The sequence below is a fragment of the Bradyrhizobium sp. AC87j1 genome (assembly GCF_002936975.1).
Taxonomy (GTDB): Bacteria; Pseudomonadota; Alphaproteobacteria; order Rhizobiales; family Xanthobacteraceae; genus Bradyrhizobium; species Bradyrhizobium shewense.
In genome coordinates, this window is sequence record NZ_PTFE01000090.1 from 11,531 (window position 1) to 32,246 (window position 20,716).

20 protein-coding genes are annotated in these 20,716 nt (G+C 64.1%); 10 read left to right on the top strand and 10 right to left on the bottom strand.

Translation table 11 applies throughout. From position 1 onward, the window contains the following. Positions 1 to 82 precede the first annotated feature (82 nt). The 3 genes from CV770_RS32460 to rfaD are packed head-to-tail and all read right to left on the bottom strand — an operon-like array spanning position 83 to position 3,843. Entirely contained in the window at positions 83 to 1,369 is a 1,287-nt protein-coding gene (locus CV770_RS32460) for an O-antigen ligase family protein (protein WP_104465248.1), read from the bottom strand. After that, positions 1,366 to 2,850 carry a D-glycero-beta-D-manno-heptose-7-phosphate kinase gene (rfaE1, locus tag CV770_RS32465; RefSeq protein WP_104465249.1) on the bottom strand — a complete coding sequence of 495 codons (1,485 nt, stop codon included), beginning with the start codon at positions 2,848 to 2,850 and terminating at the stop codon, positions 1,366 to 1,368. The genes CV770_RS32460 and rfaE1 overlap by 4 nt, the downstream gene beginning before the upstream one ends. 12 nt (positions 2,851 to 2,862) lie before the next feature. Further along, positions 2,863 to 3,843, bottom strand: coding sequence for an ADP-glyceromanno-heptose 6-epimerase (gene rfaD / locus CV770_RS32470; protein WP_104465250.1), 981 nt, complete (start codon positions 3,841 to 3,843; stop codon positions 2,863 to 2,865). Between the two features lie 159 nt (positions 3,844 to 4,002). On the opposite strand from rfaD, the gene waaF reads away from it, so the two are divergent. Further along, on the top strand, positions 4,003 to 5,073 hold the full coding sequence (gene waaF, locus CV770_RS32475) for a lipopolysaccharide heptosyltransferase II (RefSeq protein ID WP_104465251.1): 1,071 nt from the start codon (positions 4,003 to 4,005) through the stop codon (positions 5,071 to 5,073). Positions 5,074 to 5,250: 177 nt separating this feature from the next. Here waaF and CV770_RS32480 read toward each other — a convergent pair whose 3' ends face one another. After that, entirely contained in the window at positions 5,251 to 6,288 is a 1,038-nt protein-coding gene (locus tag CV770_RS32480) for a glycosyltransferase family 4 protein (RefSeq protein ID WP_104465252.1), read from the bottom strand. 126 nt (positions 6,289 to 6,414) lie between these two features. On the opposite strand from CV770_RS32480, the gene galE reads away from it, so the two are divergent. The 3 genes from galE (at position 6,415) to CV770_RS32495 (ending at position 10,083) form a co-directional block, all read left to right on the top strand. Further along, positions 6,415 to 7,428: a UDP-glucose 4-epimerase GalE gene (gene galE, locus CV770_RS32485; protein ID WP_104465253.1), complete on the top strand. Its 1,014-nt coding sequence runs from the start codon at positions 6,415 to 6,417 to the stop codon at positions 7,426 to 7,428. 116 nt (positions 7,429 to 7,544) lie between these two features. Then, complete coding sequence (locus CV770_RS32490) at positions 7,545 to 9,347, top strand: ABC transporter ATP-binding protein (protein WP_104465254.1); 1,803 nt, start codon at positions 7,545 to 7,547, stop codon at positions 9,345 to 9,347. Positions 9,348 to 9,381: 34 nt separating this feature from the next. Beyond that, positions 9,382 to 10,083, top strand: a complete 702-nt coding sequence (locus CV770_RS32495; RefSeq protein WP_104465255.1) for a fumarylacetoacetate hydrolase family protein — start codon at positions 9,382 to 9,384, stop codon at positions 10,081 to 10,083. A 162-nt stretch (positions 10,084 to 10,245) separates the two neighbouring features. On the opposite strand, the gene CV770_RS32500 is transcribed toward CV770_RS32495, so the two are convergent. Further along, positions 10,246 to 10,704, bottom strand: coding sequence for a YybH family protein (locus CV770_RS32500; RefSeq protein ID WP_104465267.1), 459 nt, complete (start codon positions 10,702 to 10,704; stop codon positions 10,246 to 10,248). Between the two features lie 134 nt (positions 10,705 to 10,838). Between CV770_RS32500 and CV770_RS32505 the strand changes: the two genes are divergently transcribed. Beyond that, the gene (locus CV770_RS32505) at positions 10,839 to 11,378 is read left to right on the top strand and encodes a Spy/CpxP family protein refolding chaperone (RefSeq protein WP_104465256.1); all 540 of its coding nucleotides are present in this window, start codon (positions 10,839 to 10,841) and stop codon (positions 11,376 to 11,378) included. 134 nt (positions 11,379 to 11,512) lie between these two features. Here CV770_RS32505 and CV770_RS42870 read toward each other — a convergent pair whose 3' ends face one another. Then, positions 11,513 to 11,668, bottom strand: coding sequence for a hypothetical protein (locus CV770_RS42870; protein ID WP_018317399.1), 156 nt, complete (start codon positions 11,666 to 11,668; stop codon positions 11,513 to 11,515). Between the two features lie 142 nt (positions 11,669 to 11,810). After that, complete coding sequence (locus tag CV770_RS32510; protein ID WP_104465257.1) at positions 11,811 to 12,734, bottom strand: LysR family transcriptional regulator; 924 nt, start codon at positions 12,732 to 12,734, stop codon at positions 11,811 to 11,813. 214 nt (positions 12,735 to 12,948) lie between these two features. Here CV770_RS32510 and CV770_RS32515 point away from each other — a divergent pair, with 214 nt between their 5' ends. The 3 genes from CV770_RS32515 to CV770_RS32525 are packed head-to-tail and all read left to right on the top strand — an operon-like array spanning position 12,949 to position 15,199. Then, positions 12,949 to 13,659: an SDR family NAD(P)-dependent oxidoreductase gene (locus tag CV770_RS32515; protein ID WP_104465258.1), complete on the top strand. Its 711-nt coding sequence runs from the start codon at positions 12,949 to 12,951 to the stop codon at positions 13,657 to 13,659. Between the two features lie 19 nt (positions 13,660 to 13,678). After that, positions 13,679 to 13,915, top strand: coding sequence for a tautomerase family protein (locus tag CV770_RS32520; protein ID WP_201760145.1), 237 nt, complete (start codon positions 13,679 to 13,681; stop codon positions 13,913 to 13,915). A gap of 30 nt (positions 13,916 to 13,945) precedes the next feature. After that, positions 13,946 to 15,199 carry a YbfB/YjiJ family MFS transporter gene (locus tag CV770_RS32525; protein ID WP_104465260.1) on the top strand — a complete coding sequence of 418 codons (1,254 nt, stop codon included), beginning with the start codon at positions 13,946 to 13,948 and terminating at the stop codon, positions 15,197 to 15,199. Between the two features lie 18 nt (positions 15,200 to 15,217). On the opposite strand, the gene CV770_RS32530 is transcribed toward CV770_RS32525, so the two are convergent. After that, the gene (locus CV770_RS32530; RefSeq protein WP_104465261.1) at positions 15,218 to 16,684 is read right to left on the bottom strand and encodes a flavin-containing monooxygenase; all 1,467 of its coding nucleotides are present in this window, start codon (positions 16,682 to 16,684) and stop codon (positions 15,218 to 15,220) included. Between the two features lie 50 nt (positions 16,685 to 16,734). After that, complete coding sequence (locus CV770_RS43945) at positions 16,735 to 16,866, bottom strand: hypothetical protein (protein ID WP_283811424.1); 132 nt, start codon at positions 16,864 to 16,866, stop codon at positions 16,735 to 16,737. A gap of 229 nt (positions 16,867 to 17,095) precedes the next feature. Here CV770_RS43945 and CV770_RS32535 point away from each other — a divergent pair, with 229 nt between their 5' ends. Further along, positions 17,096 to 18,091 (top strand): fatty acid desaturase family protein, encoded by a 996-nt coding sequence (locus CV770_RS32535; protein ID WP_146101391.1) that lies wholly within the window; start codon positions 17,096 to 17,098, stop codon positions 18,089 to 18,091. Further along, positions 18,084 to 19,103, top strand: a complete 1,020-nt coding sequence (locus CV770_RS32540) for a class I SAM-dependent methyltransferase (RefSeq protein ID WP_161500049.1) — start codon at positions 18,084 to 18,086, stop codon at positions 19,101 to 19,103. The genes CV770_RS32535 and CV770_RS32540 overlap by 8 nt, the downstream gene beginning before the upstream one ends. Before the next feature lie 76 nt (positions 19,104 to 19,179). Here the strand turns inward: CV770_RS32540 and ahcY are convergent, their stop codons facing one another. After that, the gene (gene ahcY, locus CV770_RS32545) at positions 19,180 to 20,601 is read right to left on the bottom strand and encodes an adenosylhomocysteinase (protein ID WP_104465264.1); all 1,422 of its coding nucleotides are present in this window, start codon (positions 20,599 to 20,601) and stop codon (positions 19,180 to 19,182) included. Positions 20,602 to 20,716 lie beyond the last annotated feature (115 nt).

Here is a 20,716-nt window from a genome sequence, read left to right on the forward strand (position 1 = left end):
GCCGACCGATGAAAACCCAGTTAGATGCAACCTGACCGCGCTGATAGCCCATCTGGACAGGACTTGCCAGCCGCGCGGGCTTTCAGGAACCGGCTTCCCCCGTCTTCGCCTCGGCCTGTTGCCCCCGGATCACCATGCCGCCGGCAACGCCGACGCCGATGACGTACATCCAGCCCTCGTGGAAGTCGAACAGATGGGAGTTGAACAGCGAGGTGAAGACGTTCTGCACCACCACCAGGAGCCCGATCCAGTTGGCAAGGCCGTCGCCGCGAAACAAGCGCAGATGCAATATCCAGATCGCGTAGAGAACGGCAATGCCGATCACGCCCCATTGCACGGCAACGTTCAGCGTCTGGTTATGCGGGTTGCCGATCACCTCGGCGGACGCCTGGTACTGACCGGCGGGCGTCGCGACGCGTTCGAACAATCCGCGCGTCGAGCCGGTGCCGTGTCCCTTGATCGGCGCCTCGGCGAAGAAGCCGAGCGACTTCCGCCAGAATTCGAGGCGCAGGCCGAGCGAGGTCGGCTCGCCCTTTTCCACATAGCGCGTGTAGTCGTCGGAAAACCTCTCGGCGGTATGGCGCAAATATGGCGAGGCCTGCCAGGCGAGAATAGCGGCGACGAGCAATGTGGCGGAGATGAGCCCGATGCTGCGCCATTTGAGATGAAGCAGCGCGAACACACCGAACATGATCGGAACGGTGACGAGCGCGGTGCGCGACACCACCACGAAGGTCATGTTGACGAAGAAGCTCAATGCCAGGGCCGTCAGCAGCCCGGCGAACCAGTATCGCTTCTCACGCAGCAGCATCACGATCGGATAGGCGAGCGCGACCGCGCAAAGCGCGAATTCCTGGCTCTGGTCGATGTAATTCTTGACGAAGATGCCGCGCTCGGCCGGATCGGTCTTGAGCGCGAGGTTCGGGTAGAAGGCAACCAGCCAGGACATCACCGACAGCAGGGCGCAGGACACCAGGAAGGCGATGAAGATCCAGCGGCCGCGCGGCGAGCGCTCGAAATGATAGAGCAGGACCGGCAGCACCAGCAGCTTGATGGTCGGATTGACCGCATAGAAGCGGGCGCCCCAGCTCGCGTCCGACCACAGCGTCCCCACCAGCGCGAGCAGGACCAGCGCGATCGGGGCCGCGCAGATCGGACGCTTCAAGGATTGCAGGAACGCGCGGACGTCGAGAAACGGCACCATGCAGAGCAGCATCAGCGCGTTGAAGATCCCCGCCAGCGAGGTCGACCACGGCAGCGAGGCCGCGGTCAGGACCGCAAATATATCGACCGTCTCGCGCCAGGCCGCCGGGCTGCGCAGGCGGCGAAGCAACATCCCGCCGGTCGACTCGCGTGCCAGTGCCGTCACTTGCCCCCTCCCCGGGCGCGATGGACCAGCGCCGTCGTGCTGAAGCCCTGCAGGATGTCGACCAGCACGACGGTGCCGCCCGCGGCCTCGACGACCTCGTGGCCGACCACCTGCTCGCGGGTGTAGTCGCCGCCCTTCACCAGCACGCCAGGCTTGATCCGGGTAATCAGGTCGATCGGCGTGTCCTCATCGAAGATGACGACGAGATCGACGGCTTCGAGCGCGGCGAGCACCTCGGCACGCGCCCGCTCGTCCTGGACCGGCCGCTCGGCGCCCTTGAGCCGCCGCACCGAGTCGTCGCTGTTGAGCCCCACGATCAGGCGGTCGCAGGCGGCGCGCGCCGCGGTCAGCACCTTGACGTGGCCGGGATGCAGGATGTCGAAGCAGCCATTGGTGAAGCCAACGCGCTGGCCTTGCGTTTTCCATTCGGCGAGCTGCGCATCGAGTGCGGCCAGCTCGAGCACGATCTTCTCCTCGGCCGCCAGAGTGGCATGCGGCAGGATCTTTCGGCGCAGCTCGGCCGCGCTCACACTGGCGGTGCCTTGCTTGCCGACGGCGACGGCGGCAGCGGCATTGGCCATGCGCAGCGCCGTGTCCCAGTCCGCGCCTGTAGCAAGCGACACCGCGAGCGCGGCGGCGACGGTGTCACCGGCGCCGGAGACGTCGCGCACCTTCACCGGAAAAGCCGGAACGTGAACCGCCGCGCCATTGCGCGGCACCAGCGTCATGCCGTGCTCGCCCTGGGTGACCAGGATCGCCTCACAATCGGCGAGCCGCATCACGTCCTCGCTGGCCTCGACGATGCTCTGCACCGTCTCGGCGCGGCTTCGGGTCGCTTCAGAGAACTCCTTGCGATTGGGCGTCAGCAGCGTGGCGCCGCGATAGATCGCCCAGTTCAGGCTCTTGGGATCGACGATCACGGGCTTGCCGAGCTTTCGCGCGGCATCGATGGTGTGGCGGATGACGCGCGCGGTCAGCACGCCCTTGGCGTAGTCCGAGAGCAGCACGATGTCGGCGCGCGCGATCTGCGGAAGGATCGCCTCGATCAGCTTCGTCTCGATGTAATCGGAAGCAGGCGCCGCCTGCTCCCAGTCCGCGCGCAGCATGTGCGTGGAAAAATGTTCGGAGACGAAGCGGACTTTTCGCGTGGTAGGGCGCGAGGGATCGCACACCAGCACGCTTTCGATGCCGGCGTGCTCGTCCAGCGCCGCCTTGAGCCGTGCACCGGCAGCGTCCTCGCCGACGAGGCCGACGAAGATGCAGCGCGCGCCCAGCGAGGCGACATTGCGCGCGACGTTGCCGGCGCCGCCGATATGGATCTCGCTGCGCTGGGCCGCGATGACGGGCGCCGGCGCTTCCGGCGAGATCCGCGACACCTCGCCATAGACGAACTCGTCCAGCATGATGTCGCCGATGCACAGCACCGTGCGGCCTGAGATGGACTTCGCGAGGGCGTCGAAATCGAGAATGGGTGTCGGCATGTTCAAATGGCCTCAGCGGAAGCGGTCGGGCCGGTCAAGGTAATCCCCGACATAGGCCTTCACCGCATCCTCGAGCGTCGTGAAGCCGCCGTTATAGCCGGCGCGGTGCAGGCGATCGACCTTGCTCTGGGTGAAATACTGGTAAGCCCCGCGGATCTGCTCGGGCATGTCGATATATTCGATGTTGGGCCTGGTGCCGAGCGCCGCATAGGCCGCCAACATCAGATCCCTGAAGCTGCGCGCCTTGCCGGTTCCGACATTAAAGATGCCGGACACCGACGGCGTCGCCAGCAGCCACATCACGACGCGCACGACGTCGTCGACATAGATGAAATCGCGGCGCTGATCGCCGTCGGCGATGCCCTCGCGATGCGACTTGAACAGCTGCACCACGCGGCCGGCCTTGACGTCGTCGAAGCGGCGCGCCAGCACGCTCATCATCGAGCCCTTGTGATATTCGTTAGGACCGAACACGTTGAAGAATTTCAGACCCGCCCATTGCTGCGGAAGCGGATCGCCGTTCGCTACGCGCCCGGCGACCGCGAGATCGAACATGTGCTTGCTCCAGCCGTAGAGATTCATCGGCCGCAGTTTTTTCAGTGCCGGCAGCGAGGCGTCGTCGTCAAATCCCGTCTCACCGTCGCCATAGGTCGCCGCCGAGGAGGCGTAGATGAACGGCACCGCGCCCGCCGTGCACCAGTCGAGCAGGCGCATCGACAGGCGGAAATTGGTCTCGAACACGAGGTCGCCGTCGGTCGCGGTGGTCGCAGAAATCGCCCCGAGGTGGATCACGGCGTCGAGCTTGCGGCCCTTCAGCCAGTCCATCAGCTCGGCCGGCGGGACAATATCCACAAGCTGGCGCTTGGCGAGGTTCCGCCACTTGCCCTCGTTGCCCAGGAAATCGCAGACCACGACGTCGCTGCGGCCCGCGTCATTGAGCGCGGCCACGACATTCGACCCGATAAAACCGGCCCCGCCGGTCACCAGCAACATTCCGAAATCCCTGCCCGATCTTTGCGGCCCGGTCCTGCCGTAGCGCATGAGCCGCCAAAGTGTAAGCGGTTTTGGGATTGAGGGGTCTGCCGGCTTTACCTGCCGGCCCGGAGCGGCTACCGAACCGCCACAATCAGATCGCCTCGGCCCCATTAACGAATGAACCAAGATTCGACACTTAGCGGAGATGCAGACCGGAGCGACACCCGCCCGATTCTGATCATTCCCTACATGTGGATCGGTGATTTCGTGCGGAATCACACCGTGGTCCGGGTCCTGAAGGAGCGCTGGCCCAACCGGCCGGTCGATCTTCTGACCACCTCCCTGTGCGCCCCGCTGGTCGATTACATGCCCGGCGTGCGCGAGGGGATCGTCTGGGACCTGCCGCGCGGCCGCCTCGCCGTCGCCCGCCAGTTCGCCCTGGGGAAGCTCGTGCGCGAGCGGAACTACGGCACGGCCCTGGTGCTGCCCCGGACCTGGAAGGCGGCCATCGCGCCCGCCCTGGCCGGTATCCCTGAACGGGTCGGCTTTGTCGGCGAATTCCGGTTCGGCCTGCTCAACCGCTGGCGCTGGGGCGAGAAGAAGCTGCCGCGCTTCATCGACAAGAATGCCGCCCTGGCCCAGCCCGACGGCGCCCCGCTGCCGGCGGAATGGCCGGTGCCGCAATTGCGGGTCCCGGCCGACGATATCGTCCGCTGGCGGCAGGCCAACGGGATCGGCGCCGGCGCCGCGGTGGCGCTGGCCCCTGGCTCGGTCGGCGCCTCAAAGCGCTGGACCTACTATCCGGAGGCCGCCCGGCTGCTTGTCGAGCGCGGACTGGAAGTCTGGGTGGTCGGCGGCCCCGCGGAAAAGGGGCTGGCCCAGGAGATCGTCGCGGCGGGCGGCCCGGGCGTGCGTGACCTCACCGGCAACGATCTGCGCAACGGCGTGCTGGCCATGGCCGCGGCCGGCGTCGCCATCTCCAACGATTCCGGCCTGATGCACATCGCAGCCGCGCTGGGCACGCCGACCATGGGCATCTTCGGCCCGACCAGTCCCTATCTCTGGGCCCCGCTCAACGGCCTTGCGGCGACCGTGGTGCAGGACAAGGAAGAGCTGTCCTGCCAGCCCTGCCAGAGCACGGTCTGCAAGATGAACGACCACCGCTGCATGCGCGATATCGCAGCGCGCGAGGTGGTGGCGATCGCGCAGCGGGTGCTGGGTGAGGCTGGGGCGCGGACGGAGACGTGAGCGTCGGCAACGCCTGCGCCGCTGACGATCATGCCGATGTTTGCCCGATGCGTCAAACGCGCTTCGTGAAATCCGCAGCGCATTGCTCCAGCCGCCAAGCCGTTGATTTTGCTGGCCGCGGCTACTGTGCATGGGGTTGTTTTCGCGGTTTTTGTTTGCCGGCGCGACACTGGCCGCTCAAAGCAGTGGCCGATAGACCTGGCCGATCCGCGCCGCTTCCGCATCGAGGCTGAATTTTTCGAGCACCCGCGCTCGGCCCCTCTCGCCTATCGCCGTCGCGGCATCGACATCGCGCATCAGCGGCTCCAGCGCCGCAGCCAACGCATTGGCATCGCCGGTCGGGACCAGCACGCCGCTCACGCCATCCTCGACCACCAGCTCGGCCGCACCGGCGCGTGCGGCGACGAGCGCGCTGCCGGCCGCCATCGCCTCGATCAGCGTCAGCCCAAAACCCTCGTTGCGCGAGGTGAAGGCGTAGATCGTCAGCCGCTGATACCAGCGCTGCACCGCTTCGATCGGCAGTTCGCCGGTGATGACGATGCGCGATTGCAGGCCGGCCGCTTCGATCTGCTTTTTCAGCTCGTTCGCAAAGGGCGTCTGCTCGGCCGTGACCTGACCAACGATCACGGCGGTGAAATCGGGATAGCGCGGCAACAGGCGGCACATCGCGTCGACGAACAAATCGGTGCCCTTCTGCGCGCGCACACGTCCGAAGCAGCCGATGGCGTAACGGCCGGGCAGCGCGGCCTCCGTGAACGCAGCAGCGCGGTCGGTCGGCGGCGCATAGATGTCGGTGTCGACGCCATGCGGGATCACGGTCGCCTGCACTTTCAGGAACGAAGCCGAGAGATCTGATGTCGCGATGATCGCGTCCATGCGCCGGATCAGCCAGCGCGTAATCCAGCTGTGGTGCCGCTGCGCCGCCGAGGTGAACACGAGTTTCAACGGCCAGCCGAACGCGCGCAGCGCGACGCCCGCGATCATCTCGTTGTTGCGCCGCGCATGCCAGATCAGCGGCGCCTTGCGGCGCCATAGCTTCAGGAAATCGGCAACGCTCAGCCGCGCAATCCCAGCGGGCGCATGCGAGCCGAACCAGGCGGCGCGGTACAGTTTCGCCAGCCGCGGCGCCACCATCCGGTTGGTCGCGGTGACCCCGGAATAGCGCCTGTGCAGATTTGGCACGATCACTTCGAGATCGCCGGGGGAATTGGCCACGTCATGCTCCGTTTCGCAAAGTCCCTATACGCAACATTAAGCATAGTGACCAGTTCAGCCGCGCCGATACCCCCTCTTCACCACGCAAGCGCTAGTTTTGCGCGTTGATCGAAGACGGGTGAGATCATGACTGTGCTAGTCACCGGCGGCGCCGGCTATATCGGAAGTCACACGGTCCTCGCGCTGGCGGAAGCCGGCGAGGACGTCGTCGTGATCGACGATCTCTCGACTGGTTTTTCCGCCTATCTGCCTGAGGGCGTGCCGCTGTTCATCGGCGATGCCGGCGACGAGAACCTGCTCGAAGGCGTGATCGCGCAGCACAACATCGAGAGCATCATCCATTTCGCGGGCTCCGTCGTCGTGCCGGATTCGATGCGCGATCCGCTTGGCTACTACCGCAATAATTTCACGACCGCCCGCAACCTGCTCAATGTCGCGGTCAAGCGCGGCATCGGGCGCTTCATCTTTTCCTCGACCGCCGCCGTCTACGGCAATCCGGACCAGGTGCCCGTGCCCGAGCACGCGCCGACGCGGCCGCTGTCGCCTTACGGCTCGTCGAAGCTGATGACCGAGATCATGCTGCACGACGTCGCCGCCGCCTACGGCATGCAATACGTCACCCTGCGCTATTTCAACGTCGCCGGCGCCGATCCGCAGGCGCGCATTGGCCTTGCCACCGTCGGCGCCACGCATCTGCTCAAGATCGCGGTCGAGGCCGCGACCGGCCAGCGCGCCAAGATCGACGTGTTCGGCACCGATTATCCGACCCCCGACGGCAGCTGCATCCGCGACTTCATCCACGTCACGGATCTCTCGCAGGCGCATCGTTCGGCGCTGGCCTATTTGCGCAACGGCGGCGCCTCGACGACGCTGAATTGCGGCTATGGCCGCGGCTATTCGGTGCTGGAAACAATCGACGCCGTGCGCCGGGTCTCGGGCCGCAGCTTCGCCGTGCAATACGCCCCGCGCCGGCCGGGCGACATCATGACCATGGTCGCCGACACCAGCCGCATCCGCGGCCTGCTGGACTGGAAGCCGCAATACGAGAACCTCGAGACCATCGCGGCCCACGCTTTGGCGTGGGAGGACAAGCTGTTCCACGAGCGCCATGGCGAGCTCCGCCACGCCGCCTCGGCCTAGATTCCATCTGAGCGCAAGCCCTTAATTGGGCTTGAAAAACCCCGCTTGAGCGGGCACAGAGGCCATTCGATCCCTGACGTGCGGGCAGGCTTTCCTGCGCCGTCAATGGACACCGGATGGCTCAGTTTCCAAAGAAAATCACCGACGATCCCTATGCGGCAGCGGTCCTGATTCGCCGCCTGGTCACGGAACAGGGGGTCGTCTATTGGCGGCGCTACCTCGTCGCCTTCGCGCTGATGGCGGTCGCCGCGGGTGCAACGGCAGGCGCGACCTATGTGCTCGGCCAGGTCATCAACCAGGCCTATGTCGACAAGAACATCCCGGGCATCGCGATGTTTTCCGGGATCACAGTGATCCTGCTCTTCATCAAGGGCGTGGCGACCTACGGCCACATGGTGATCCTGACCAAGATCAGCAACGCCATCCTCGCTACCAACCAGCGCCAGCTGTTTGCAAAACTGATGCGCGAGAGCGTCGGCTTCTTCTCCGAGCGGCATTCGTCTGAATTCCTGGCGCGGCTGACGGCCGGCGCAAAATCGATCACCGACGTGCTCAACATGCTGGTCAACGCCGTCGGGCGCGACCTCATGATGCTGCTCGCCATGATCGGCGTGATGGTGTGGCAGGACCCGGTGATGTCGTTCATCGGCCTCGTCGTGGTGCCGCCGGCGATGCTGGTGCTGCGCAAGCTGGTCAAGCGCATCAAGGGCCTCGCCTACAACCAGTTCACCGGCACCGCCGACATCATGGAGACCATGCAGGAATCGCTGCAAGGCATCCGCACGGTGAAGGCGTTCACGCTCGAAGACACGATGCAGAGCCGCATCGACGAGAACATCGCCATCGTCGAGCGCAACGCCAACAAGATGGCGCGCGTCGCCAACCGCTCCAACCCGCTGATGGAGATGCTCGGCGGATTCGCGGTAGCCGGCTGCCTGCTCTATGGCGGCTACAGCGTGGTCGCGCTCAACGCCACGCCGGGCGCGTTCTTTTCCTTCATGACCGCCTTCCTGATGGCGACCGAGCCCGCTAAGCGGCTGGCGCGGCTCAACATCGATTTGAACAGCCAGCTCGTCGGCGCGCGCATGCTGCTCGAAGTGGTCGACAGCCCGGCGAGCGAGCACTCCGACGACGACAAGCCGGCGCTGAAGCTCTCCGACGCCCGGATCGAGCTGCGCGATGTCAGCTTCTCCTATCGCGCCAATGAGACCGTGCTCAACCGGATGAGCTTCGTGGCGGAGCCCGGCAAGGTCACCGCGCTGGTCGGGCCCTCCGGCGGCGGCAAGTCGACCGTGCTGGCGCTGCTGCTGCGCTTCTATGAGGTGACGCAAGGCGACATCGTGATCGACGGCCAGTCGATCGGCGCAATCTCTCGCAAATCGCTGCGGGCGCAGACCGCCTATGTCGGGCAGGACGTCTATCTGTTCCGCGACACCATCCGCAACAACATCGCTTTCGGCCGGCCCGGCGCGAGCGAGGAGGAGATCACCGAGGCGGCGAAAGCGGCTTGCGCGCATGATTTCATCATGGGCTTCCCGCTTGGCTACGACACACCGGTCGGCGAGCACGGCACGCAGCTTTCAGGCGGCCAGCGCCAGCGCATCGCCGTGGCGCGCGCGCTGATCAAGAACGCACCGATCATCCTGCTGGACGAAGCCACCGCCGCGCTCGATTCCGAATCCGAGCGGCAGGTGCAGGAGGCGATCGAGCATCTCTGCCAGAACCGCACCACCATCGTGATCGCGCATCGCCTGCACACCATCATGCATGCCGACGCGATCCTGGTGATCGAGGGCGGCGAGATCGTCGAGCAGGGGCGGCATGACGAGTTGCTCCGCCGCGGCGGCCGCTATGCCTCGTTCTTCCGCCTGCAACACTACGATGCCGGCGCTCTGGCGCCGATCAGCGCAACCGCATAGAATTCCACTTCACCTCAAGAGCAGCGAGACCCGCATGAACGCCGCCTCCTACGTCATCCCGCTTCCGCCCCAGGCTTCGCTTCCCGTCGTCGGCGAAAGCGGCCGTTATCCGGTGCGCCGCATCTGGTGCGTCGGCCGCAACTATCTCGAGCACATCCGCGAGATGGGCAATGACGAGCGCGCTCCGCCGTTCTTCTTCGCCAAGCACGCCGACATGCTGGTGCCGGACGGCGCCACCATTCCCTATCCGCCGCTGACCAAGGATTTGCATCACGAGGTCGAGCTGATCGTCGCGATGAAGAGCGGCGGCCTGAACATCCCCGCCGACAAGGCGCTGGATCACGTCTATGGCTACGCCGTCGGCATCGATCTCACCCGCCGCGACCTCCAGATCGCCTCGCGCAAGAAGGAGCGTCCCTGGGAGATCGGCAAGTCGTTCGACAGCTCCGCTCCGTGCTCCGCGATTCAGCCGGCCTCCAAGATCGGCCATCCCGCCAAGGGCAAGATCTGGCTCACGGTCAACGGCAAGGAGGCTCAGAAGGGCGACCTCGCCGAGCTGATCTGGAACGTGCCCGAGATCATCTGGCAGCTCTCCCAGCAGGTGAAGCTCGCGGCCGGCGACATCATCATGACGGGCACCCCCGCCGGCGTCTCCCAGCTCCAACCCGGCGACAAGCTCGAATGCGGCGTCGACGGCGTCGGCACGCTGAAGGTGAGCATCGGCCAGCCTGAATAAGTTCGAAGCGTAGGGCGGATTAGCGAAAGCGTAATCCGCCACCTTCGCGCGGCCATTACCACTGTCGATTGCTGTTATTGCCGAACGGCGGATTACGCTTCGCTAATCCGCCCTACGTATCAAAATCAAGGCCCCGGTCGCATCCGGGGCCTTTCGCGTTTTCTACCAGGCCTTCACCGGACGATTGGCGTGGCTCACCTGCGGCACACCGCGATTGAGCGACATGTGCGAATGGGCACACAGCCACCCGTCACCGTTCCACGTGAACACCATCGTCGTCCGGCCGGGGCGCGCAAACGCGCTGCCGTCGGGATGATATCCCGTGCTCGTCCACGGCGCGATCACCGTGGCCATCGTGCCGTCGCGAGATGCCAGGACCGAGGTCTGATCGAGCACGAAACGGAAGTCCGTCGTCTTCGGCCACACGTTGTCCCATTGCGTCGAGACCCACTGATCGAGACCGGGGATAACATCGTTATGCGTGCCGAAGGCAAGCACATCCGGATGGAAGAGCGGCCGCGCCGAGGCGTAGTCGACCTCGCGGACGTAACCGGCGAAGGTTTCCAGCCACCCCAGGAAGAATTGCTTCGTCTCGCTGTCGGCCGTCGGCAAGAGGGCCATCACCTGCTCCATCTTCGGCTACTCGATCACGGCAAGCTTTGTTGCCATGGGACAGACCTTCCAGCAAGATATGGACTTCGAGAGCACCCCGGCGGAGATCGACCGGCCGGCACTGATTTCATGGAGCCAGACTCATGAGACGCCTTCTCCTTGCGGCCACGCTTGTCGTCACCTGCAACGCTGCCAGCGCTCAGTCCAGCAAGCCCTATGCCGGCCTCGAACAGCGTCCCATCAAGGCGCTGTCGCACCAGCAGGTCGACGATCTCCAGAGCGGACGCGGTATGGGCCTGGCGCTTGCCGCTGAACTGAATGGATATCCCGGTCCCAGTCACGTTCTCGAGCTCGGTGATCGCCTCGAACTGACCGCGGATCAGCGCGCCGAGATTCAGACCCTCTTCGATTCGATGAAGCAAGAGACGGTCCCGCTGGGCAACAAGCTCGTGGAGCAAGAGAGGGAGTTGGACAACCTGTTCTCTGCCCGCGCCGTGACGCCGGAGTCGCTCAAGGCGACCATCGTCGCCATTTCGGAAACGCAGGGCCGGCTCCGCGAGAGCCACCTCAAATATCACGTGTCGACTGCGGCCTTGCTCAATCAGAGCCAAATGCAAAGATACGCCGAGCTGCGAGGCTATCAGCATCCTGATAGCTCCGCAGGGCACAAACACCATCACTAGACACGCGCGGGATCACCGCAGAAATCGTAGGTCGGATGGGTGTAGCGTAATCCGCCAACGGATCGTGCCACACTTAATGTGGTACCGAAGACGATGAGGCCGAGGATCAGCGCCGTTACGCCGAAACCAACCAATCACGCCCGCGAGAGCGCCTGCAGACCTTTGAAGGTCAGACGTTTGGGGTCGGTCACCCCGGCGAGATAGAGCTGGCGGATAAAGGCAACGACAGCGCTGCGGTCGCAATCGGTCAGCGCGACGACGGCGTCGACCGCGATCTTCTGGGCTTCCATTAGGCTCACCTCGGCCTTGCGAGTAACCCCGGCCGAGACAGGCTAGGAGTCCGCGGTTAATCCGGCGTTAACCGTTTGGACAGAGTGGCCGATTCACCCCGACCACCGAATACGCAAAACAACGCATTGGCGGCAGCGATGCTCAGCGTGCAGCGACGCTCTTCTTGAGCTGCGCAAAGTGCTTTTTCAGCCGCGGCACGGCAAAGTCGGTGAAGGCCCGCACCTTCGGCACCGAGAGCCGGCCCTGCGGGCAGATCAGGTGCGCAGGCATCTCCGGATCCTTCTCGGCGGCCAGCACGATCTCGAGCTCGCCGCGCGCAACCTCCTCGGCCACCTGGTACGAATACATCCGCGCGACGCCGCGGCCGGCAACGGCGGAGGCTACGGCCGCGTAGGTGCTGTTGACGATGAGACGCGGCGTGAACTGGACCGTACGCGGCACCGACCCACCGGCCTGCGGCGCGAAGGTCCAGGAATTGGGCAGATGGGCCATCGCCACGATCTGATGCTTGGCGAGATCGCCGGGCTCGGTGATGCGGGGATGCTGCTTCAGATAGCGCGGGGCTGCCACGACCACGCGGCTGATCTCGCCGACCCGCATTGCCACCATCGCCGAATCCGCGAGGGGGCCAATGCGAAGCGCGATGTCGATACCCTCCTCGATCAGATTGACCGCGCGATCGAACAGCAACAGCTTGGCCGACACCGTCGGACAGGCATCGAGAAACGCATCCAGGATCGGCCGCAGCACCATCTCGCCCGACACCACCGGAGCGGTGATCGTGAGCAGGCCGCGCGGCGCCGAGCGCGGTCCGGCCGCGATGTCGTCGGCCTCCTCCAGCTCGGTGAGCACGCGGCGGCAGATCGCAACATAGCGCTCGCCCTCCTCGCTGAGCTTGATCGAGCGCGTCGTCCGGTGCAGCAGCTCAGCGCCGACCCGCTCCTCGAGAAAAGCGATGGCGCGGCTCACCGCCGCCGGCGAGCGGCCGAGCTTGCGGCCGGCGGCGGCCAGGCTGCCCTCGTCCACTGCAAGGACGAACACTTTCATCGCATCCAGACGATCCATGCCTTCCCGCCGCCCCCTCAGATTCCGGCCGCAGGCTAGGCGTTCCCCTCCGCGGCGACAACCGTCGGCAGGCGCCGACCCGGCATTCGTTCGCGCCGCGAAAGAGTGTCTGCCGGACGGCGTGTATTCGCAGCCGGGCTACCCCGGCGTACCTCACCACCCAAGCCAGCCGAGTGCTGGCGCAGGTTCTCAAGGCCAACAACAGGAGCCCGTTATGGGTATCGAGCAGAAAGTCGCCATCATCACCGGTGCTTCGCAGGGCATCGGCGCCGCCCTGGTCCAGGGTTTTCGCGATCGCAACTACCGCGTCGTCGCAACCGCACGCTCCATCAAGCCGTCGGGTGACGACGACGTCCTCGCCGTGGCGGGCGACATCACTGAGCGGAGCACCGCCGAGCGTGTGGTTTCGCAGGCCGTCGCCCGCTTCGGGCGCGTCGACACGCTGGTCAACAATGCCGGCATCTTCGTCGCAAAGCCGTTCACGCAGTACACGGCCGAGGATTACGCGGCGGTGATGGGCACCAATGTCGCGGGCTTCTTCCACATCACGCAGCTCGCCATCGCCGAGATGGAGAAGCAGGGTTCGGGCCACGTCGTCCAGATCACGACCACGCTGACCGATCAAGCCAATTCCAACATCCTCTCGGTGCTAGCCTCGCTGAGCAAGGGCGGCCTCAACGCCGCGACCAAGTCGCTTGCAATCGAATATGCCAGGCGCGGCATTCGCGTGAATGCGGTCTCGCCAGGGATCATCAAGTCGCCGATGCACCCGGCCGCGACCCATGCCCAGCTCAGCGCGCTGCACCCGGTCGGTCACATGGGTGAGATGTCCGACATCGTCGGTGCCGTCCTCTATCTCGAGGGCGCCTCCTTCGTCACCGGCGAGATCCTGCATGTCGACGGCGGCCAGAGCGCCGGCCACTGAGCGTGGGAGGAGTGCCACAATGCCCATCGTCACCATTCAAGTGACTCGCGAAGGAACGGCGCCGGGGGCGGCGTCGCTCACCGCGGAGGAGAAAGCCGCGCTGATCAAGGGGTCGAGCCAGCTGCTGCTCGACGTGCTCGGCAAGCCGCTCGATTCGACCTTCGTCGTGATCGAGGAAGTCGACACCGACAATTGGGGCTGGGGCGGCCTGCCCGTGCCGGAGTTCCGGCGCCGCCGCGCCGCCCAGACAGGATGATCCGCACGCGATCGCGCGCACGAGGGTGACATGACCAACGCAGATCTGAAACCACACGCCGGGGCTCGGCCGCATCCGAAGGCGGCATCGGCCTCACGAGAGACCTCGTCAAAGCAACATTCCTCGCAGCGGACCTGGCAATATGCGGTGGCGGGATTGTCCGCTTCGCTGGTCGGACTCGGCCTCGCCCGCTTTTCCTACACGCCGCTGATCCCGGCCCTGATCGCGGCAAAATGGTTCAGCGCATCGGACGTCGTCTATCTCGGTGCTGCGAACCTCGCCGGTTATCTCGCGGGCGCGCTCGCGGCACGGAGTGCCGCCAGCCGCATCGGCGCGGTTCGCGCGTTGCGGGCGATGATGCTGCTTGCGACCCTCTCCTTCTTCGCCAGCTCATCGCCGGTGTCGTTCACGTGGTTCTTCGCCTGGCGCTTCCTCTCCGGCCTCACCGGCGGAATCATCATGGTGCTGGCGGCCTCCGTCATTCTGCCGCACACCTCAGCCGCAAGGCGTGGCATCGTCGGCGGCGTGATCTTCGCCGGCGTCGGCCTCGGCGTCGCCGCATCGGGCACGCTGGTGCCACTGCTGCTGCAACAGGGATTGCAGCAGAGCTGGCATGGTCTCGGCGTGCTCTCCGCCCTGCTCACGCTCGCGAGCTGGTGGAACTGGCCCGCCGAAGCGAACAGCACTCCGCTTTCTCAAACCAGGCCCCGTCAAATCTCGGCTATCGCCCGCGCGCTGCTGATCCAGTACGGTCTCAACGCGGTGGCATTGGTGCCGCACATGGTCTTCATCGTCGATTTCGTGGCGCGCGGCCTCGGCCAGGGCATTGCCGCGGGATCGCGCTATTGGGTGCTGTACGGTCTCGGCGCCATCGTCGGTCCGCTCATCACCGGCCATCTCGGTGACCGCGCCGGGTTCGGTCCGACGTTGCGCGCGGCCTTTCTGATCGAGGCGGCCGCCGTGCTGCTGCCGACTGTCAGTACCGCACCTCTTTCGCTGATCGTATCGAGCCTCGTGGTCGGCGGCTTCACGCCCGGCATCGTGCCACTGGTGCTCGGACGTATCCATGAACTCGTTCCGCACTCTGCCGAGCAGCAGCGCGCGACCTGGAGCCATGCCACCACCAGCTTTGCACTGTTCCAGGCCGCGGCCGCTTACGGCTTCTCCTGGATCTACGCGCAGACCGGCGGCGATTATCTGGTGCTGTTCGGACTCGGCGGCGGCGCGGTGGTACTGGCGCTCGCGATCGACCTTGCACTGGCACTTGCCACACGCAAGGCATAACCACAGGCGGCGGCGCGTTCAGGAATATCGCATCACGCCGTCGTCGATCCGGCCGAAGCGCAGGGAGACGATGTCGAGCGCGTAGTTCTGGTACAGCCGCCACGGCTGCTTCGAGCCCTGCTTCGGCATCTTGGCCACCGAGCGCTGCACATAGCCCGAGGTGAAGTCCAGCGACGGCTGCGCGGTGATCTCGGGGTCGTCATTATGCGGCATGCACTGCCGGAAATTGTGCCGGTCCATATAGTTGATGAGCCGGCAGACATATTCGCAGGTGAGGTCGCATTTCAGCGTCCAGGACGCATTGGTGTAGCCGAAGGCGGAGGCCATGTTGGGCACGTCCGCATACATCATGCCCTTGTAGGTCAGCGTATTGGCGAAATCGACGGCACGGCCGTCGACACTGACGTCGAGACCGCCGACGACCTGGAGCACCAGCCCGGTCGCCGTCACGATGATGTCGGCCGCAAGTTCGCTGCCATCCTTCAGTTGAATGCCGTCGCGCGTGAACGTGTCGATCTCGCTCGTGACGACGGAGGCGCGCTGCTCGCGGATCGCCTTGAACAGATCGCCATCAGGCACGAGGCAGAGCCGCTGGTCCCAGGGATTGTAGCGCGGCGTGAAATGGGTGGCGACGTCGTAGTCGGGGCCAAGCGCCATCTGCACGCCCTTGAGGACGAGCTCCTTGACCTTCGCAGGCCGCCGCCGGCTGAGCTGGAAGAAGAACATCCCCCACATCACGTTGCGCCAGCGGATGACATGATAGGCAAGCTGCGTCGGCAGATTACGGCGGATCTTGTTGGCGACGGGATCCTGCGCCGGGCGCGACACCACGTAGGTCGGCGAGCGCTGCAGCATGGTGACCTGCGCCGCCTTCTTGGCGAGCTCCGGAACCAGCGTCACCGCGGTCGCGCCCGAGCCGATCACCACGACGCGCTTGCCCGCGTAGTCGATGTCCTCGGTCCATTTCTGCGGATGGACGATGCGGCCGGCGAAATCAGCGGCGCCCCTGAACTCCGGCGTATAGCCCGCCTCGTATTTGTAATAGCCCGAGCACATGAACAGGAAATTGCAGGTGAAGCACACCAGCTCGGTGGCGCCCTCGCCCGTGATGCGCTCGGCCTCAATGGTCCAGCGTGCGTCCGGCGTCGACCACGAAGCCCGCTTGACGCCATGGCGGAAACGGATGTGCTTCTCGATGCCGTTCTCGGCTGCGGTCTCGCGCACATAGTTCAAGATCTGCGGCCCATCCGCGATCGCCTTCGGATCGGTCCACGGCTTGAACGAATAGCCGAGCGTGAACATGTCGCTGTCGGAGCGGATGCCGGGATAGCGGAACAGGTCCCAGGTGCCGCCGATGCAGTCGCGCCCCTCCAGGATGACGTAGCTCTTGGTCGGGCACTTGGTCTGCAAGTGATAGCCCGCGCCGATGCCTGACAGGCCGGCACCGACGATGATGACGTCGACATGTTCTGCGGCTTCGGCCATGGCGCTCTCCCTGGGCACAGCATGGGCAGCGCCGCGCCGAATTGCAACCGTCAGGAGATGGCCACACTGGAGGCACAGGTGGTGTCGAAATACTCGTGGAATTCACCGCCTTCCTGTCCTGGAAGCGCCAGAACTCGAACTTCGGCGTCTTCGCGACCTTTTTGGTCTTCTTGTTGGTCCACGCGCATTCCCCACGCGCCAACGACGTCGCCCCGCGCACGGCTCCAAGGCATTGGCTCGCTCGGAACCGGCTCCGACCGCGGAGCGGCTCGATCGAACGTGGATCCACGGTAAACGACAGACCAATCCGGCGATCGAGTCGATCTTTTGCGAGTAGAACTACTTTATATTCGCTTCCATTGCGGGTAGTACTTCGACCGCTTGAACGACCTGCGCTGGGAGCACCGTGAAATGTCGGTCCAGGCCTATTCGCCGTTTCGCGCTAATCTGATCACGCCGTCAGATCTCAGACGGCTCAATGAGATAAGACCGTGGGTTCCCGTCTTGGCGACGGTGGTCCACTGGACATTGATCGTGGCGGCCTGGACGATGGTCGCGCTGTGGCCAAGCTTTGCCACAGTCGTCCTCGCCTTCTTCGTCGTCGGTGTGAATTTCTATGGCCTCTACATCATCATGCATGATGGGCTTCATCGCAGACTCTTTCGATCGGTCACCCTCAATGATCTCTGGAATGATCTGACGATGACCGCCTCGATCGGCGCGATCACGCGGATCAATCGTCGCAACCACATGACGCACCATCATTCAACGTGCCTCGCGGACGACCCCGATCGTTTCAAATATGTGCACGAGGGCAAGGATGTGGTCATCCCCTTCATGGCATTCCTAAGTGGCGTCAGTCCGCTTGTGACGGCCGTCAGGAATGTGTTTTTCAAACGATCGCCCCAGTCCGTTGCTAGTCCTATCGAACCCTCCGAGCGCTATCGACTCCGAGACATCCTTCTTCTGGCCGCCTGGCAACTCGTTCTGATTGGTGGCCTGAGCTATTCGATCGGAGCGTGGGCTTATCCGTGCCTCTGGCTTGCGCCAACCTACGCCCTTGCCTATCGCGCCGATCTCGTGCGCGTATTCTGCGAGCATTCGATGATGATCGCCGATGAAGACGCAGACAGCTCGATGCGATTGATCACCTACGAGAGCAATTGGTTCGAGAAGCTGTTCTTCGCCCCTCACAACATGAACTATCATATGGCCCACCATCTTTGGCCGAGCATCCCGTACTACAACCTGCCCGAGGCTGATCGTCTGATACGCGCCTCGGAGATCGCAAGGAAAGGCGACACGCGGCTTGTGTGGCGAAAATCGTATGTCGGCTATTTGATCTCGTATGCCAATTGGCGGCGGAGCAACGCCGCAATTGTCATGCCCGAGCAATCCCATGCTTGAGCGAGGCATTGGTCTTCCGCCGAACTACAATGCGAACGCACCACTGATCGAGACGGTGCGCGTCAGTCATTGTCCCGTTTGTGGGTCCGATCATCGGCGCGAATATGCGCACGGGTTCGATTATGAAATCGAGACGTGCCGCAATCTTTGGACCTTTTTCCAGTGCACCGAGTGTGAAGCGGTCTGGATCGATCCGCGACCGGCGAACGGTGAGCTGTCCACCATCTATCCGCCGACCTACTATGCCTACGACATGTCGGAAAAGCTGCCGGCCTTCATTCTCAAAGGCAAGGCGATGCTCGATCGCATCAAGCTTGCCGGAATCACCAAGCGGATGGGGAAGAAACCGACCAGCTATCTGGACGTCGGTTGCGGCGATGGCCGCTATCTCTACCAGTTCGCGGAACAGGGGATGTCGCGGGACCGCATCTATGGCATGGACTTGCCCTCGCCGGCGCTGCCCAAGCTTCAGAGTGACGGGTTCAGGGTTTGGGCGGGACGCGTCGAGGATTGCACCGAGATCGAACCGGGCACGATTGATCTCATCACGATGTTTCATGTGATCGAACATGTAGAAGATCCGATCGCCGTGATGCGCAAATTGACTGAGTGGCTTGCTCCCGGTGGAATCCTTGCGCTGGAGACTCCGAATACCGACTCGATCGACCGGCGGCTCTTCTCCAATGGCTGGTGGGGCGGACTTCATATTCCCCGGCATTGGACCCTCTTCAACGACAAGAGCATCGGGCGGGCGGTCGAGAAGGCCGGACTGGAGCCAGCGGGCATTTTCTACCAGACCGGACATTCCTTCTGGCTTCATTCGTTCCGCCATGGCCTCCGCTACAACACGGTTCTGCCGATGCCAAAGCTTGCGGAATGGTTCAATCCGATGAAATCACGCCTCCCGTTGATGGCGGTAACAGGTTTTGATCTGCTTCGTCGCACGCTCGGTGCAAAGACTTCAGCCATGCTGGTCCTTGCGCGCAAGCCTGGAGGTCCTCCGGTCGCGTGACCGACAACAGCGTGAGGCCCCAAAAAAAGCCCCGGATTGCTCCGGGGCTTCGTGCGTTCTTGACGGGCGCTGCGTCTCAGTAGCGGTAGTGGTCCGACTTGTACGGGCCTTCCTGCTTGACCCCGATGTAGTCGGCCTGGTCCTTGCGCAGCTCGGTGAGCTTGACGCCGATCTTGGCGAGGTGCAGGCGCGCGACCTTCTCGTCGAGCGACTTCGGCAGCACGTAGACTTCCTTCTTGTACTTGCCGTCCTTGTTGTTGGCGAACAGCTCGATCTGCGCCAGCGTCTGGTTGGTGAAGGAGGCCGACATCACGAAGGACGGATGGCCCATCGCGTTGCCGAGATTCACGAGGCGGCCTTCCGACAGCATGATGATGCGGTGCTTGTCGGGGAATTCGATCTCGTCGACCTGCGGCTTGATGTTGGTCCACTTCAGGTTACGCAGACCCGCGATCTGGATCTCGTTATCGAAGTGACCGATGTTGCAGACGATGGCGCGATCCTTCATCGCGCGCATGTGCTCGATGGTGATGATGTCCTTGTTGCCGGTCGCGGTGACAAAGATGTCGGCGCGGGGAGCTGCGTCTTCCATGGTCACGACTTCGTAGCCTTCCATCGCGGCCTGCAGCGCGCAGATCGGATCGACTTCCGACACCATCACGCGGCAACCGGCCTGGCGCAGCGAGGCGGCCGAACCCTTGCCGACGTCGCCGAAGCCGGCGACCATCGCGACCTTGCCCGACATCATCACGTCGGTGCCGCGGCGGATGCCGTCGACCAGCGATTCACGACAGCCATAGAGATTGTCGAACTTCGACTTGGTGACGCTGTCGTTGACGTTGATGGCGGGCCACAGCAGCGTGCCGGCCTTCTGCATGTCATAGAGACGATGCACGCCCGTGGTGGTCTCTTCGGACACGCCCTTGATGCTCTTGGCGATCTCGGCGAAGTAGCCTTTGGGCTTGTCCTTGAGCTGCTTCTTCAGCAGCGCGAAGAAGACTTCCTCTTCTTCCGAACCCGGCTTGTCCAGGAACGCAGCGTCGCCGTTCTCGGCGCGCAGACCGAGATGGACGTACATGGTGGCGTCGCCGCCGTCATCGAGGATCATGTTCGGGTGACCGCCGCCGTGCCAGTCGAACAGTTTTGCGGTGTAATCCCAGTACTCGGTCAGCGTCTCGCCCTTGACGGCGAAGACGGGAATGCCGGCGGCTGCGATCGCGGCGGCAGCGTGGTCCTGCGTCGAATAGATGTTGCAGGAGACCCAGCGAATGTCGGCGCCGAGTGCTGCCAGCGTCTCGATCAGCACGCCGGTCTGGATCGTCATGTGCAGCGAGCCGGCGATGCGCGCGCCCTTCAGCGGCTGCTTCGGGCCGTACTCTTCGCGGGTGGCCATCAGGCCGGGCATCTCGGTCTCGGCGAGCGAGAGCTCCTTGCGGCCGAAATCGGCGAGCGAAATGTCCTTGACGATGTAATCGGTGAAGCCGGGCTTCGCGTTCATTGGAGGTTCCTGTTTGTTTGGCTCGTCATTCCGGACCCGCTCGCGAAACGAGCGAACCCGGAATCAAGCAGTTCGAGATTCCGGGTTCGCCGCTATTGCGGCGCCCCGGAATGAC

What these genes read in the sequence shown, in the direction of transcription:
- rfaE1 (WP_104465249.1), bottom strand. Translation starts at nt 2,850, where the DNA reads ATGCCGACACCCATTCTCGATTTCGACGCCCTCGCGAAGTCCATCTCA.
- rfaD (WP_104465250.1), bottom strand. Translation starts at nt 3,843, where the DNA reads ATGTTGCTGGTGACCGGCGGGGCCGGTTTTATCGGGTCGAATGTCGTG.
- waaF (WP_104465251.1), top strand. Translation starts at nt 4,003, where the DNA reads ATGAACCAAGATTCGACACTTAGCGGAGATGCAGACCGGAGCGACACC.
- galE (WP_104465253.1), top strand. Translation starts at nt 6,415, where the DNA reads ATGACTGTGCTAGTCACCGGCGGCGCCGGCTATATCGGAAGTCACACG.
- CV770_RS32490 (WP_104465254.1), top strand. Translation starts at nt 7,545, where the DNA reads ATGGCTCAGTTTCCAAAGAAAATCACCGACGATCCCTATGCGGCAGCG.
- CV770_RS32495 (WP_104465255.1), top strand. Translation starts at nt 9,382, where the DNA reads ATGAACGCCGCCTCCTACGTCATCCCGCTTCCGCCCCAGGCTTCGCTT.
- CV770_RS32500 (WP_104465267.1), bottom strand. Translation starts at nt 10,704, where the DNA reads ATGGCCCTCTTGCCGACGGCCGACAGCGAGACGAAGCAATTCTTCCTG.
- CV770_RS32505 (WP_104465256.1), top strand. Translation starts at nt 10,839, where the DNA reads ATGAGACGCCTTCTCCTTGCGGCCACGCTTGTCGTCACCTGCAACGCT.
- CV770_RS42870 (WP_018317399.1), bottom strand. Translation starts at nt 11,668, where the DNA reads ATGGAAGCCCAGAAGATCGCGGTCGACGCCGTCGTCGCGCTGACCGAT.
- CV770_RS32510 (WP_104465257.1), bottom strand. Translation starts at nt 12,734, where the DNA reads ATGGATCGTCTGGATGCGATGAAAGTGTTCGTCCTTGCAGTGGACGAG.
- CV770_RS32515 (WP_104465258.1), top strand. Translation starts at nt 12,949, where the DNA reads ATGGGTATCGAGCAGAAAGTCGCCATCATCACCGGTGCTTCGCAGGGC.
- CV770_RS32520 (WP_201760145.1), top strand. Translation starts at nt 13,679, where the DNA reads ATGCCCATCGTCACCATTCAAGTGACTCGCGAAGGAACGGCGCCGGGG.
- CV770_RS32525 (WP_104465260.1), top strand. Translation starts at nt 13,946, where the DNA reads ATGACCAACGCAGATCTGAAACCACACGCCGGGGCTCGGCCGCATCCG.
- CV770_RS32530 (WP_104465261.1), bottom strand. Translation starts at nt 16,684, where the DNA reads ATGGCCGAAGCCGCAGAACATGTCGACGTCATCATCGTCGGTGCCGGC.
- CV770_RS32535 (WP_146101391.1), top strand. Translation starts at nt 17,096, where the DNA reads ATGTCGGTCCAGGCCTATTCGCCGTTTCGCGCTAATCTGATCACGCCG.
- CV770_RS32540 (WP_161500049.1), top strand. Translation starts at nt 18,084, where the DNA reads ATGCTTGAGCGAGGCATTGGTCTTCCGCCGAACTACAATGCGAACGCA.
- ahcY (WP_104465264.1), bottom strand. Translation starts at nt 20,601, where the DNA reads ATGAACGCGAAGCCCGGCTTCACCGATTACATCGTCAAGGACATTTCG.